This window comes from Streptomyces sp. NPDC028635 (assembly GCF_040637635.1).
Classification (GTDB): Bacteria; Actinomycetota; Actinomycetes; order Streptomycetales; family Streptomycetaceae; genus Streptomyces.
On record NZ_JBEZWX010000037.1, the window covers coordinates 21,142 to 35,061 of the forward strand.

General features: G+C 69.3%; 11 protein-coding genes. 1 reads left to right on the plus strand and 10 read right to left on the minus strand.

Translation table 11 applies throughout. From position 1 onward, the window contains the following. Positions 1-290: 290 nt before the first annotated feature. The 4 genes from AB0E88_RS29000 to AB0E88_RS29015 all read right to left on the minus strand — a co-directional run bounded on the left by AB0E88_RS29000 (position 291) and on the right by AB0E88_RS29015 (position 5,029). Positions 291-1,637, minus strand: a complete 1,347-nt coding sequence (locus AB0E88_RS29000) for an FAD-dependent oxidoreductase (RefSeq protein ID WP_361636535.1) — start codon at positions 1,635-1,637, stop codon at positions 291-293. Between the two features lie 41 nt (positions 1,638-1,678). Further along, entirely contained in the window at positions 1,679-2,374 is a 696-nt protein-coding gene (locus tag AB0E88_RS29005; protein WP_361636538.1) for a transporter, read from the minus strand. Positions 2,375-2,471: 97 nt separating this feature from the next. Continuing rightward, a complete protein-coding gene (locus AB0E88_RS29010) occupies positions 2,472-4,112 on the minus strand; it encodes an MFS transporter (protein ID WP_361636541.1) in 1,641 nt (546 codons plus the stop codon). A 17-nt stretch (positions 4,113-4,129) separates the two neighbouring features. Next, positions 4,130-5,029 (minus strand): phytanoyl-CoA dioxygenase family protein, encoded by a 900-nt coding sequence (locus AB0E88_RS29015; RefSeq protein ID WP_361636543.1) that lies wholly within the window; start codon positions 5,027-5,029, stop codon positions 4,130-4,132. 217 nt (positions 5,030-5,246) lie between these two features. Here AB0E88_RS29015 and AB0E88_RS29020 point away from each other — a divergent pair, with 217 nt between their 5' ends. Next, positions 5,247-5,858, plus strand: coding sequence for a TetR/AcrR family transcriptional regulator (locus AB0E88_RS29020; RefSeq protein WP_361636545.1), 612 nt, complete (start codon positions 5,247-5,249; stop codon positions 5,856-5,858). A gap of 13 nt (positions 5,859-5,871) precedes the next feature. On the opposite strand, the gene AB0E88_RS29025 is transcribed toward AB0E88_RS29020, so the two are convergent. From AB0E88_RS29025 to AB0E88_RS29050, 6 genes are all read right to left on the minus strand, one after another. Then, entirely contained in the window at positions 5,872-7,335 is a 1,464-nt protein-coding gene (locus AB0E88_RS29025; protein WP_361636546.1) for an aldehyde dehydrogenase, read from the minus strand. A 28-nt stretch (positions 7,336-7,363) separates the two neighbouring features. After that, positions 7,364-8,461 carry a Zn-dependent alcohol dehydrogenase gene (locus tag AB0E88_RS29030; RefSeq protein WP_361636549.1) on the minus strand — a complete coding sequence of 366 codons (1,098 nt, stop codon included), beginning with the start codon at positions 8,459-8,461 and terminating at the stop codon, positions 7,364-7,366. Between the two features lie 80 nt (positions 8,462-8,541). Beyond that, complete coding sequence (locus AB0E88_RS29035) at positions 8,542-10,989, minus strand: AMP-binding protein (protein WP_361636552.1); 2,448 nt, start codon at positions 10,987-10,989, stop codon at positions 8,542-8,544. Then, entirely contained in the window at positions 10,986-11,795 is an 810-nt protein-coding gene (locus tag AB0E88_RS29040; RefSeq protein ID WP_361636555.1) for a gamma-glutamyl-gamma-aminobutyrate hydrolase family protein, read from the minus strand. Before AB0E88_RS29040 ends, AB0E88_RS29035 begins: the two co-directional genes overlap by 4 nt. Next, positions 11,792-13,165: a glutamine synthetase gene (locus AB0E88_RS29045; RefSeq protein ID WP_361636558.1), complete on the minus strand. Its 1,374-nt coding sequence runs from the start codon at positions 13,163-13,165 to the stop codon at positions 11,792-11,794. Before AB0E88_RS29045 ends, AB0E88_RS29040 begins: the two co-directional genes overlap by 4 nt. Next, positions 13,158-13,820, minus strand: a complete 663-nt coding sequence (locus tag AB0E88_RS29050; RefSeq protein ID WP_361636561.1) for a hypothetical protein — start codon at positions 13,818-13,820, stop codon at positions 13,158-13,160. Before AB0E88_RS29050 ends, AB0E88_RS29045 begins: the two co-directional genes overlap by 8 nt. Positions 13,821-13,920 lie beyond the last annotated feature (100 nt).

Here is a 13,920-nt window from a genome sequence, read left to right on the forward strand (position 1 = left end):
AACACCCGCTGGGCACGGTGTACGGCTCGGCGGAGCATTTCGGCGCGTTGCGGACGGGCATCCGTCGCCGCCTCACCGGGCGGCTTCGGAACGAAGGAGGAGGGCACGGAACTCTCTTGTGAGTAGGGTGGAGCTCGGGACGTGGTCCTGGACGTGGTCGCGCCGCCCGTCGCGACGCCGGGCCGCGTCGGGGGTGTCCTGGGCCGTCATGGGCTGTCACGGGCGGTCAGGCCTGTTCGTGGGGCGCGGGACCATCGTGGATGTCACTCCCTGCCGGCCGGCCCGAAGGGTCAGGCGACCGGCACCGCGCCTCGCCGGGCATTACGCCGGCTTCCGTTGACCAGATCGTTGAAGCGGTCGACGGCCCAGATGGTGCGCAGTCCCAGCGCACTCATCATCATCGGACGGGGGAACTTGGGCTCCTTCATCCACAATCCCTCCAGGTCCTCGTGCCGCTCGCCGTCGGCGATGAGATCGGCGATGAGGCTTCCGACGTAGGGGGCCTGAGCCAGCCCGTGACCGTTGCAGGCGATCGAATAGAAGACGTTGTCCTCGATCTGCCCGGCCAGTGGAAGCCAGGACGAGGTGATGGCGATCCACCCTCCCCACGCACGCTCGATCGCGACGTCGGACAGAGCGGGGAACCGCGTCGCGAAGGCGTCTGCGAGTTCGTCGACGAGAGCCGGGTCCGGTTTCTTCTGCGGGAGCGGGTAGGTCGTGCCGCGCTCGAGCCGTCGGACACCGAACACGATGGTGTTGCGCGGCGTCAGGCGGTAGTTCTCCATGATGTTGTGCTGGGTGACCAGTCCCGACCGGCTGGTCCATCCCAATGCCGCCAGACGGGCCGGCTCGATGGGCTCGGTCTCCACCTCGATGACGTAGATGGGCACGGACAGCCGTGGAGGAGTGATGTCCCACTCCCCCGCGTGCGCGTTCGTCGCCAGGACCACTTTGTTCGCCGTCACCTGACCCTGCGGAGTGGTGAGGACCACCTGACCGCGGTCGCGCGTGACGTCGGTGACCTTCGTCTGCTCGAAGACCCGCGCGGACGAGCCGAGCAGTACGCGGCGCAGACCCAGGGTGAATCTGCCGGGATTCATCATTCCCCCGACCATCTCGCGCATTCCGCCGAGGAATCCGCGCGGGATGCCGAGCTCTTCGCTGGTGCCCAGTTCCACGTGACAGCCGGCGCGCTGAAGAATTTTGGTCACTCGGCGCACTCGGCCCAGCTGTCCACGCGACACCGCCGCGAACACGTTGCCCGTCGGTTCGTAGTCGCAGTCGATGCCGTGCGTCTTGATGAGGTCCTCCACGTGGTGCGCGGCGTGTTCGGCGAGCCGGATCATGCCGGGCATCTTCTTGCGGTAGAGCAGATTGAGGAGTTGGAGGTCTCCACCTGGAGCACCCGCCAGTTGCCCCGCGTTCCGGGAACTGGATCCGTGTCCGCAGAACTCGGCCTCCAGCAGCACCACATCCTGACCGCGCTCGGCCAGTCGCAGGGCCGTCGACATGCCTCCGATGCCGCCGCCGACAACCGCCACCTCGCAGGTGAGGTCCCCGGTCAGTGCGGGCCGGACGTCTACCGGCGGATCGACCCAGCCGCTGAAGGTGGTGTACTCCACGTGGTCGGTCTTCATTGCATTTCCTTCCGAGCGTGCTCTGTTCCTGGGGGTGCCGCTCAGGCCCGAGCAGCGGTCCGTTCGTTCGAAGCCGGCTCCGCACCCGTCGCCACGTTGTGGTTGTGCAGAGCGCGATACGCGACGAAGTAGACGAAGAGCTGGACTCCCCAGGTGGTGAGCGCGAGGGTGTAGTGGATGGTGCGGTATTCGTCGTCGCCCGGGATGGGGAAGAAGTCGTAGATGAGTGCGATGGCAGTGCCCGCAGCGGTGGCCAGCGCGGTGGCGACGGCCAGGCCCCTGGCCCGGATCTTCCACAGCCGCCCCGAGAAGTACGCGAGGAACAGGGTCGTCAGTGCGTTGACGACGACGTAGTACGTCGCCGGGCCGACGTGAAGCTCATGACCGCGGAACTGCTGGAGATACAGCCCGGCGACGATGGCGAGCGCGAACGCGCCGATGTCGGCTGCCAACGTCGGCTTGTACCGGTGCGTGACGCGCATCAGGCCCATGACGAGAATCAGGGTGATGCCCACCGATCTCGAGAAGGCATCGAAGAAGTACGCGATGTCGTACAGGACGCTGTCCGGGTCGCCTCCGAGGAGGGACCAGACGAGGAAGTTCGAGCCGGACGTGGCGACGATCATCCATTCCAGACCGAGCAGGTAGTTGCCGTACCGTCGGATGAATTTCCATCCGCAGAAGAAGCCGGCGAAGATCATCCAGAGATCGGCCAGCATGAAGAGCAGGTCCTTCATGATTCCGGTTCCTTTGAGTTGACGTCCGGGTTGGTGAGGAGGAGGCGATCCGTGCGAGGGTCGGCCGGGTGCGGCGCCTCCCGCGCGCATCTGCGGGTCAGCCGAGCGTGTGCTGCTCGAGCACCGCCTTGAAGCCGCCCTTGTGCCGCAGTCGCGACAGGACCGTCGCGAGGATGACCAGGGCCGGGAAGATGAGCGAGAGGCAGTAGGCCGTCGTGTACGCGTGAGCACTCGGCATGTGGGCACCCTCGAGGAGGTAGTCCGAAGCCTTGAGGTCCACCGCCGAGGGGTGCAGACTGCCGGCCGTCATGCCGGCGACGTCCGTCGAGTGGTACACGAATCCGGATGCGTTCAGCACGATCGTGACGACTGCGGCACCGATCGCGATACCGATGGCCATGACCGTCCCGGGCATTCCGGCCGCCATACCGGCCTTCTCCTCCGGGACGACGAACTGCGGTATGGCGAAGGCGCTGCTGTAGCCGGCCCGGCTTCCCAGGCCGATGACGCCCGACGCGACGACGTACTCCCACGGCCGGTCATGAGCAACGGCCAGGAACAGCAGGCCGGCCGCGCAGATCGCCGCGCCGCCGATCAGGATGGCACCGGGGCGGCCGCGAGCGATGAGCCTCTCGGAGTACTTGCCACTGATGAACATGGTCAGCGCGAACGGCAGCATGATCAGGCTCGTCGTCAGCGGGTCGTACGACAGGCCGTACTCCGCGAACTTCGTCGACCAGCCCGTCAGCCCGCCGTCGGTCGAGACGGGCAGGCCGTTCGGGGTCTGAGCGTAGTAGTTGGCCAGCACCAGGAACGCGGCGTCGGTACAGCCGAAGAGCCCGGCCGACAGACAGGCCGTGGTGACGTAGGGCGTACGCAGGACCCCGATGTCGAAGACCGGCTTGGTGGACCGGCGCTCCGCGAAGACCCATGCGATGGCCCCGGCCACGCCGACGAGGAGGATGACGGCGCTGTTCTTGCCGATGGTGCTCTCAGGCGGCGCGCTCAGGGGCAGCAGGATGAGGGCCACCCAGCCGATCAGCCAAACCGTGTTCACGACGCCCAGCCGGCCCTTGGACTGCGGGGGCGAGTTCGGCACGACCGCCAGCATGGCGACGGTGGTGATGACGAAGAGCGCGGCCAGGATGTAGTAGAAGGGGGCTATCGACAGGCTCGGCAGCGAGCCGTCCGCGTTGAGGTGGGCGGGGAGCGGCCAGATGCGCACGGAGATTCCGCCGCCCACCATGCCCAGCACCACACCGCTCCCGGTGGCCATGACGATGACCATGACCGCCGTCGACACGCCGTTGCCGGGCAGGTGCCGGCGCAGGAAGCTCAGCGGCAGCAACTGGGCGGCGCTGCCGAAGCCGAGGAGCGCCGATCCGATCACCAGGGCGATGTAGTTGTCGACGATCGCCGCGATCAGTGCGCCTCCCGCGAGAAGTCCTCCGGCGAGCAACGCCATCGCACGCTCACTCAGCATGTCGGTCAACCGCGGGATGAGCACGAATCCCGCGCCGCCGCCCAGTGTGAGCGCGCTGAAGATCCAGGTCGCGGCGCTCACCGAGTTGTGCGCGTAACTGGAGGTGATCAGGGGCAGGAGCGGTGGCACCATGAATGCCACCGCGTTCGTCACGGTGACCACCAGGGCGGCGACAGCGATCAGCGCCCTCTTGTTGGCGGCGGTACGGGCCGGGGCCTGCGCGTCGGCCCGGCCGAGTGTTCCTTGGATGTCCATGTCCTAGGCCGGCTTTCTCAGAGGTGACCGGGCAGCCCGGCGCCGACGGCTGTGTAGTCCTCGCGGCCGAGCAGGTCCTTGGGGTCGGACATCTGCCCACCGACCTCGACCCAGCCGACGTAGTGCTCCGAGGACCAGTCGAGTGCCCGCTGGATCTCCTCGGGGAAGGACCGGACCTGCTCGAGCGTGTAGGTGAGGAAGTGGTTCTCCTCGGGGCGCAGGAAGGCGAGGTCGTAGCCCATCGACAGGCCGAAGCGGTGCTCGTCCGAGGTGATGTTGCGGCCGCCACCGTGGTAGGTGGAGCCGATCCAGATGAGCGCCGAGCCGGCCTTCATCCGCGTCGGGACCGCCTCCTCCAGGCGCGGCGCGCGCTCGTCGTCCCACAGGTGGGAGCCCGGAATCACGAGGGTGCCGCCGTTCTCGGCAGTGAAGTCGCTGACCGCCACCATGATCTGCACCCGCGCTTCGCGCTGGTAGGTGGGGTGCCGCCACAGCCAGACCGAGTCGTCGCGGTGGAGCGGCTGCGAGCCCTGTCCCGGGCCGATCTTGATGGCCATCGTCCCGCCGATGTGCATCCCCGCGGGGAAAGGCACCGACTCCTCGCCCATGTGGGCGGCGATCGGCTTGTCGAGGATGCGCTCGGCGACGCCTCGGTACAACGGGTTCAGCGCGATCGTCGCCATGTGCTCGGTCCGCGCGAACAAGCCGCACGCACGCTTGGTCCGGTTGCCGGCGAACACCTCGTCGAGGCCCGTGTCGACCCCGTCCAGCACGGGGTCCAGGTCCTTCTTGATGCCTTCGATCGTGGCCTCGTCGAAGAGTCCTTCGATGATCACGCCACCGTCGCGCAGGATCACCTCGACCGCGGTGTCCGGGGTGGTGTCTGAAGCGAGACGCGCGAGTTCGCTTTTCGTCATGACAGGGGTCCGTTCTGGAGGGAAGGGCTGGGGCCGCACCGGAGGTGGGGGCGCTGAGCAGGCCTTTGTGATCGGGCTCATACGCTAAAGCAAACTTAGTCATCCGCTCAAGACATCTGACTAAGAAATCGCGGATCAAAGGAGAGGGGGCTGTTAAGCTGGGCGTTGACTTAATCAAGCGTCCGACTGAGTGGGCGCCTCACAACGGGAGGGTCACGTGGCACGCCGGATTCCCGCCGCCCAACGGCGCAGCGACTTCATCAACGCCGCAGTGGAAGTCATCGCGACGCACGGCATCGAGGGCGCGACAACCCGACGGATTGCCGAGCAGGCTCAGGCGAACCTGGCGATGCTGCACTACTGCTACGACTCCAAGGAGGACCTCTTCGCCGATGTCTACGACTTCGTGGCCGGCCAGTTCCGCGAGGTGATCAAAGCCAGTGACCCACATGCGGGGTTGACGGACACGGCTCGCCAACTCCTGCGCGGAGTGATGGAGTTCTACCTGGAGTCGGCCAGCTTCACCGCGGCCACACTGGAACTGATCAGCTGGGCGGGGCGTCAGGACGGAGGCCGCGGTATCGCGGTGTACGACCAGGCTCTGGAAACGGTGCGGACCGTGCTGCGGGGCGCCGGCTCCGACCAGCCGGTCGAAGCGGAGACCATCAACCAGATCGCCTATGTCATCGCCTCCCTGGCCGACGGCTTCGCCCTGAACTGGTTCACCTACGGAGACCGGTCGGCCGCGATGGAGCAGATGGACATCTCCGTCTCCGTACTCGACAGCTGGCTCGCGGCTCGGCTCGGTTCCGCGCCCGCAGCACTGTGAGGACGGTGAGGTCTCACAACGGCAGATCGGGCGAGTCGACGCCGACCACCCGGTCACCGCAGAAGACGCGTACCGACTCCGCCGGTCCGTGGCCGCCGATACCGGCCGGGCCCCAGAAGCTCTGTGCCGACTCCTCACCGAGGTCGGCGAGCTTGGCCCCGTTGACGCGCACTTCGCCGGCCAGGAGGCGGGAGCCCACGTCGATCGCACGGTCGGTGTCGGCACCGAACACATAGGCGTCGAGGCCCGAGGGATGGGCGTTGGCGATGCGCAAGGCCTGTTCGTCGGAGTCCACGGCGTGCAGGGATGCGACCGGACCGAACAGCTCGGCGGTGGCCCGAGCGGGGTCGGCGCCGGCGGCGATCGTCGGCGACAGGAAGAAGCCGTCGAGCTCGGGCAGCCGGGCGGGCCCGTGGATGCTCGCCCCGAGGTCCCGCAGCCCCTCGATCCTGCTCTGCAGGGTCCGGAAGTGCGGCGCGTTGGAGATCGGGCCCAACTCGGTGTCCTCGTCCAGCGAATGGCCGACGACGAGCTTGGAGATCCGCTCGGTCAACGCCTCGAGAAGAGGCTCGACCAGGCTGCGGTGGGCGAGGATCTTGCCCGGCCCCTCACACCACTGGCCGTTGAGCTTGGTCATGCCGTCGAGGATGCCGTCGGCGGCGACGTCGAGGTCGGCGTCGTCCAGTACGAGCACCGGGTTGTTGCCGCCGAGCTCCAGCTGGAGCACCTTGAAGTCCTCGGCGGCGGCCCGCGCGACGGCGCGGCCTGCACCCGGTCCGCCGGTGAACGAGACGACCTTGACGCGCGAGTCGGCGGTCAGCCTGGCGCCGACGTCGCCGCCGCCGTGCACCAGTTGCAGCGCGCCGCTCGGCAGGCCCGCCTCGACGAAGCACTCGACGATGATCTGCGCGCTGCCGGGTGCGTGCTCCGAGGGCTTGAGGATGACGGGACAGCCCGCCGCCATCGCGCTGGCGATCTTGGCCGCGGGAATGAAGCTCGGACCGTTCCACGGCGTGAGGATCGCGGCCGGGCCCCACGGCACCTTGTAGAGGCGGACGTCGCGGCCGCCGGCGGCCAGCGCGGTGACGCGCGGGATGTTCACCAGGTCCGACGCCGACGCCCGGATCCTCGCGGGCAGGAAGGCCGCGACCTTGCGTGTGACGCCGATGGGTGTGCCGCTGGTCAGCGAATCCGTCCGCGCGATGTCCTCGGCGCGGGTCTCCAGGATCGCGGCGACGCGCTCCAGCATGCCGGCGCGCTCACGCCGGGCGTTCTCGTCCCAGCGGCCGATGTCGTACACGCGCTCCGCGTGCCGCAGCGCCCGTTCGAGATCGTCGGGTGCCGTGGTGACGAAGCGGTGGACGGGCTCGCGCGTATTGGGGTCGACGTTCCAGGCGTCGTCGACCGTCGGACACTGGCTCCACTCGTCGGCGATGTAGTTCACCGGCTGGGGAATCGTGATCTCGTTGCTCGCCATGGAGCTCACCTCTGTGTTCACTCGTCGGTCAGGACTGGAGGTCGACGACGATGCGGGTCACGTCACCGGACTTCATCGCCTTGAAGCCCGCGTTGATCTCGCCGAACGGGATGACCCGCGTCACCATCTCGTCGAGCAGCAGGCGCCCTTGCTGGTAGAGGCGCGCGAGCTGGAGGATGTCCTGCCGCGCCTGGCCGGAGCCCATGTAGGAGCCGATGAGCCGCTTCTCCTCGAAGAAGAAGTCCGACGCCGGGAGGGTCAGCTCGGTACCTCCGGGCGCGATTCCGACGAGGCACGCGGTACCGGTCGGGCGCAGGAGGGCCACGGCCGTCGCCGCGGTACGGGCCGAGCCGACCGCCTCGAAGGAGTAGTCCACCCCGTCGCCCAGCTGCCGGTGCAGTTCCGCGACGACGTCGCCGCCCACACCGTTGATGACGTGGGTGGCGCCGTAGCCGCGCGCGGCCTCGAGCCGCCCGTCGTCCAGGTCGATCGCGACGATCGCCGACGCTCCGGCGAGCCTGGCCCCCTGGATGATGGCCGATCCGACGCCGCCGCAGCCGATGACCGCGACGGTGCCGCCGGGCCTCACCCGGGCGCCGCGGAAGACGGCGCCGACACCGGTGACGACACAGCAGGCCAGCAGGCACCCGACGTGCAGCGGTACGCCGTCGGGGAGCTTCACCAGGGCGTTCTCCCGCATGAGGACGTGCCGGGAGAACGCCCCGATGTCGCCGAGCCGCTCGATCGGCCGGCCGTCCGTGGTCCGGAACGCCGGCCGCGGACGGCGGCGTATCTCCTCGACCCGCCGGCACTGGGTCGGCCGTCCCGCCTCACAGTTGGCACACAGGCCGCAGGACGGCGTCAGCGCGCCGACCACGCGGTCCCCGGGACGCAGGCCGGCCACCTGCGCCCCGACCGCCTCGACCACGCCCGCCACCTCGTGCCCCACCACGACCGGCAGGCCGGTCGGAACCGTCCCCGTCATGTAGTGCAGGTCGCTGTGGCACAGCCCCACGTTCGTGACCGCGACCCGCACCTCGTGCGGCTCCGGGTCGTCCACCCGGATGACGGTCAGTTCGAGCGGCTCATTGACCGCGGTGAGCACCGCGGCCTGGGTGTCGATCATGACGACGTCCCCTCTGTCGGTTCCTGTGGCATCGGTCTGTTGAAGGTGCAGGTCAGGGCGGAGGCGCGGGCAGGTGAGGCTTACGCGCCGGCGCCCCTGGCGGACCAGAAGCCCTTGATCCCCGCGCTGAGGACTCCGCTGTCCCACGCCGTCCGCGCGGCCAGGTCCTCACGGGCGAAGGCCGCTTCGACCTCCTCCGCCTGCGGGCGCAGCAGAGCGAGGTGGAGGGCCGTCGTGTTGCCCTCGGGCGTCCACTCGATGACGGTGTCGATGGCCCGGTCGATCAGGGCGTCGGGCTCGACGATCTGGTCCAGGAGCCCGATCCGCAGCGCCTCCTCGGCCCGGACACGGGGCGATCCCAGCACCATGCGCATCGCATGGCTCCCGATGAGACGCCTGAGCAGCACGCTGGAGGCGTTCGAGATCGTGAGTCCCCGGCCGTTCTCCGGCTGGTAGTACTCCGTCGCCGGGGTTCCGATGCGGGCGTCGCAGCACAGGGTGAGCTCCGAGGCTCCTCCGACCGCGAGTCCGTTGACCGCCGCGACCACGGGTACCTGCGTCTGCAGGACGGCACGGGTGAGGTCGTGGAAGCTCTCGAACGCCTCGCGGACCTCGGCGTCCGTGGACGGCGGGCTCTGCAGGTCCTCACCCGCGGAGAAGGCCCGTCCCTCGCCGGTGAGCACGATTCCGCGCACGCTGTCGCCGGTCCCGAACTCGCGGATGACCTCGGCCAGCCGCAGCCGGGTGGCCACATCCATGGCGTTGAGCTTCTCGGGACGCCGGAGCGTCAGCACCGCGACGCCCCGCACGACGTCGACGTCGAGGTGTCCTGCGCCGGATGCGGCAGACGTCACCGTCCTGTTCCGGCGCGGGCCGAGGTCGTAGGTCACGCCGGGCTGCTCCGCGGCGCGCGCCTTCAGGGCCGGCTTGGAGATGCGTTCGGACGGCGTCCGGGGAAAGTCGGCCACGAACTCCACGTAGCGCGGCACCTTGAAGCGGGCGAGTTCCTTGCCTGCCCGCTCGACGATCGCCTCGGCCGTCGTACGACCGGCCGGCACACCGGGCGCCGGCTGGACGAAGGCCTTGACCTCCTCACCGAGGGTGTCGTCGGGTACGGCGACGACGGCGGCCGCCACGACCATGTCGTCGCGCTCCAGGGCGGCCTCGACTTCGACGCTCGCGACGTTCTCGCCGCCGCGACGCACCATGTCCTTGATTCTTCCGACCAGTTGGATGCCCCGGTCGGGCCGGCGGACGACGACGTCACCGGTGTGGAGCCGGCCTCCCCCGACGGCTACGCCCTCACTGCCCGGGGAACCACCGGTGCGCAGGACCCGGGCCGTGTCCTCCGGACGGTTCCAGTAGCCGCTCATCATGGGCTTGCCCGAGACGACCAGCTCACCGGGTTCGCCGTCCGGCACGTCGATGCCGTCGGGGCCGACGACGCGGACCTGTTTGGTCGGCAGCGGCTGCCCCAGGCTCCCGCTGCCGACAGCGTCGGCGTCGGCGAACGGGCTGAACAGGTCGACGCCGGACTCGGTCATCCCGTAGATCTCCCGCCACGGCGCGCCCCATCGCTCCTCCAGCTGCGCGTGCAGGGAGACGGGAATGCCCGAACAGAGCACCCGGCGCACGCAGTTGTCCCGGTCCTCGGGCGTGGGCGGCTGCTTGAACAGCAGCGTCGGCATCGACCCGAGGACGTAGAAGAACGTCGCGCGGTGCCGGCGGACGTCGGCCATGAACGTCGACGCGGAGAACCTGGGCAGGACGACCAGCGGGGCCCCGATCGTGAGGGCCAGCGCCGTGTTCCACTGCGGGTCCATGTAGGAGAACGGCTGCGCCGTCAGGAGCACGTCCTCGGTGCCGAGTCCGGTCGCCGCCGCGCAGATCCAGCCCAGCCGGACCCAGTAGTCGTGCGTGAGCATGCACGCCTTGGGGAAACCGGTCGTGCCGGAGGTGTACTGCAGGTTCGCCAGCGTCCCGGCCTCGACCGGCACCGTCGGCGCCGCCTGCGGGAAGGGCTTGGACCCGTCGTCGGCGACGTCGACGACACCGACGTCGGCGAGCCCGTCCTCGGTCGCCAGGACGTCGGCGATCAGCCCGGCCCGTTCGGAGTCGGTGAAGACGACGCGTGCGCCCGAGTCCCGCAGGACGAAGGCGAGGTCGCCCCGCCGGTAGGAGGAGTTGATCGGCACGGCGACCGCTCCGGCCTTGAGGGCGGCGAGCCACACGACCGGCCAGTGCACGACGTTCGGGAGCATGATCGCCACCCGGTCGCCCGGCTCCACGCCGTCGACCTCGATCAGCCGGTGTGCCAGCCTGGACGACCATGCGTCGACGGCGGCGAAGCTCCACGACCGTTCGCCGAAGCGCAGGAACTCCCCCCGCGGGGTGTCCTGTGCGCGCCGTGTCAGCAGCGCGGTCAGGGTCGGGACCGTGGGGTCCTCGCCGAGCTGTTCGGGCTTCACCACCGGTGCGGGACGCGCCGAGGTGCGACCGGCCGGCTCGACTGCCACGTTCTGAGTCATCGCACGCTCCTGTGCGTCTGTTCACCGCGGTGGGCCGCGAGCAGCTCCGCCGCGGCCCGGACGATCCACGTCATCGTCGGATCCGCGCTCTTCATCCATTCGGGGTGCCACTGGACTCCGAGCACCGGAGCACCGGGGAGCTCCACCGACTCGATCACTCCGTCGCTGGTCCGTCCGGTCACCACGAGCCCGGCGCCGCAGCGGTCGACGGCCTGGTGGTGCCAGGAGTTGGTCAGCGCGTGCTCGCCGAACAGGCCGGCGGCGATCGAACCCGGCTCGAAGGACACGAGGTGATCAGCGGTGCCGTCGGTGGGCGCGGCCTCGGCGGACAGGTGACTCACGGAGCCGGGAGGAAGGTCGGCGATCAATGTGCCGCCGAGGGCGACGTTGAGCACCTGCAGGCCGCGGCACACACCCAGCACGGGAACGCCCCGCTCCAGCGCGGCTCGGACGAGGGCGATCTCGTACTCGTCCCGAGCCACGTCGTGGACCATCGGATCCGTCCGTGGATCGACGTCGCGGACCACTGCCGTGTCGCCACCCCAGCACGCCGGATGGACGTCCTGCCCACCGGTGATCACCACACCCGACAGCCAGCGGCAGACGTCCGTCGCGTCGGTGTCGTAGGACAGGTGCACCGGAAGTCCGCAGGCCTCGGCGATCCGGCTCGCGAAGTCCGACATGTAGCCGTCGGTGCAGCGGTCGCCGTACCGCTCGTCGACTCCCTTGAGCAGCTGGAGCCGGTACCGCCGCCCGGTGATGCCGATCAGCGGGCGCACGGTCGCGGCTTCCTCACGCGCGCTCACGGCAGTTCGAAGTAGCGAACCGACTCCCACTCGGAGAGCTCGGTGAGCGGGTCGCCGCCGGTGGTGTGGAACTGCATCCACTCCCACTTGCGCGACGCGATCCAGTGGTCGACGAACTCGCTGCCGAGGAGATCGCGCAGGATCAGGTCGGCCTCCAGGGCGGCCGCGGCCTTGGTGATGGTGTCCGGGATCCGCTCGATGCCCAGGCCCGGCGGCATGCACCACGCCATGTCGGTGACCGGCTCGGGCGGCTCGATCTTCCGCTCGACTCCGGCGATGACGCCGGCCAGCACGCCCGCGAGCGCGAGGTAGAGGTTCGCGTCCGCGCCCGGGAGTCGGTACTCCAGGCGGGAGTACGAGGGGTGTCCGCAGACGGCGCGCACCGCGGCGGTCTTGTTGCTGATGCCCCAGCTGATCGTGACCGGTGGGCCACTCAAGTCGACCAGCCGCCGGTACGACGTGATCTGCGGCAGCACGATCGACGTGTTGCCCTCCATCGTCTCCAGCAGCCCGCCGATGGCGTGCAGCATCGTGTCCGACGGTCCGTTCTCGGCGTAGAACGCGTTGGCGCCGTCGCGCTGCAGGGAGAGGTTGATGTGGGACGCCTGGCCGTAACCGGCGGTGGGCCTGGCCATGAAGGTCACGCTGTGCCCGCGCTCGAACGCGACCTCGCGCATGATCTGGCGGGTGCGTGCCCAGGCGTCGCCGACCTTGATCGGGTCGCCCGGTGCGAGGTTCAGCTCGATCTGGCCGGCGGCGTCCTCGTCGCTCCAGGCCTCCCACTCGATGCCGACCTGTTCGAGGCGGTCGGCCACCGCGTTCATGTAGTCGGTCCAGTCCTTGGACTTGGCCAGGTGGTAGCCCGTACCCGCGCTGCCGCCCAAGGGGGTCAGATCGCGGTACCCGCGGGCGCGCGCCTCGTGGATCGACTCCTCGAAAACGGTCGCCTCGATCTCGACCGCGACCTTCGCCGTGAATCCGTGCCCGGCCAGACGTTCGACCATCTTCCTCGTGAGGTTGCGCGGACAGATGGGGACCGGCGTGCCGTCCTTGAGCCAGTAGTCGCCGATGACCGAGTCGAGCCCCGGCTTCCACTCGACCAGGGTCGACATGTCGGGACGCAGATAGACGTCGTCGAGGTGGCCACGCCAGGCGGGGAAGGCGGCGCCGAGAACGGGGAGGTTGCCGAGGTCGAGGCCGAACAGGAGATCCGCGAAGGGGAAACCCGCATCCTTGCCCGCGGCGAACTTCCTGGGCGAGACGTTCTTGCCGAGGAAGCATCCCTCGTGGTTCGTCGCCTCCAGCCGGACGGCTCGCGTCCCGGATTCGCGGAGCGGCGCGCTCGTGGCGGTGGTGTTGAGCTCAGACATCGAAACGGACCTTCCAGGAGGCGCCGGTCATCACCGACAGCTGCGACATGGTGCCCTGGATGCCGAGCGCACCCGTGGACAGGACGGCGACGAGGTCGTCGGCTCCGGAGAACACGCCGGCGAGGGTCTCGGGAGCCCCGGCGATCAGGTACTGCGTGGTGCCCTCGCCGAGCACTGCCTGCTCCAGGCCCTCGGGCCCTTCGGTGACCGCGATCAGCACGTCGGGGATGCCCGGCAAGGAACGGGTCGCGTCCCAGAACCGCTGAGCGGCATCCCGCCACCCGGGCAGCGGCGGGGTGAGCGCCCGCAGGACGCCTCCGGCCAGGTCGGCGTCACCGGCAGGGTCGGCCGTCGGCGCGAAGCGCGCGTTGAGGTCGACGGTGACGGCGGCGTCCGGCTCGGCCGGCACGCCGCCGGCGACGTCGATGCCGTGGTCGCCGAAGGTGATCGTCGCGGCCTGGGGCGTGTCGTGGGAGCGCACGGCCACGGTGCCGGTCGACCGGGTCAGGGTGTCGACGGCGTGCCCGGTGCGGGCCGAGTCACGCAGCGTGCGGCCGAGCAGTCGCACGAGGGGACTGGCATCCTCCTCGATCCTGACGTCGACGTCCGCGGCACCCGCGGAGGCCGACGCGGGAGCCGTCATGGTTCCGGTCATCCTTCGGTCCTTTCGACTTTCAAGAGCCACGCGACGCGTGCGGTCGCCGCACGGTTTCGCACACATCCAGAATTTCTTAGTCGCATGACTTGGACAGATG

Bases quoted from the DNA above. Each gene is read 5' to 3' on its own strand.
- AB0E88_RS29030 (WP_361636549.1), bottom strand. From the start codon at position 8,461: ATGATCGACACCCAGGCCGCGGTGCTCACCGCGGTCAATGAGCCGCTC.
- AB0E88_RS29025 (WP_361636546.1), bottom strand. From the start codon at position 7,335: ATGGCGAGCAACGAGATCACGATTCCCCAGCCGGTGAACTACATCGCC.
- AB0E88_RS29010 (WP_361636541.1), bottom strand. From the start codon at position 4,112: ATGGACATCCAAGGAACACTCGGCCGGGCCGACGCGCAGGCCCCGGCC.
- AB0E88_RS29035 (WP_361636552.1), bottom strand. From the start codon at position 10,989: ATGACTCAGAACGTGGCAGTCGAGCCGGCCGGTCGCACCTCGGCGCGT.
- AB0E88_RS29005 (WP_361636538.1), bottom strand. From the start codon at position 2,374: ATGAAGGACCTGCTCTTCATGCTGGCCGATCTCTGGATGATCTTCGCC.
- AB0E88_RS29000 (WP_361636535.1), bottom strand. From the start codon at position 1,637: ATGAAGACCGACCACGTGGAGTACACCACCTTCAGCGGCTGGGTCGAT.
- AB0E88_RS29015 (WP_361636543.1), bottom strand. From the start codon at position 5,029: ATGACGAAAAGCGAACTCGCGCGTCTCGCTTCAGACACCACCCCGGAC.
- AB0E88_RS29050 (WP_361636561.1), bottom strand. From the start codon at position 13,820: ATGACCGGAACCATGACGGCTCCCGCGTCGGCCTCCGCGGGTGCCGCG.
- AB0E88_RS29045 (WP_361636558.1), bottom strand. From the start codon at position 13,165: ATGTCTGAGCTCAACACCACCGCCACGAGCGCGCCGCTCCGCGAATCC.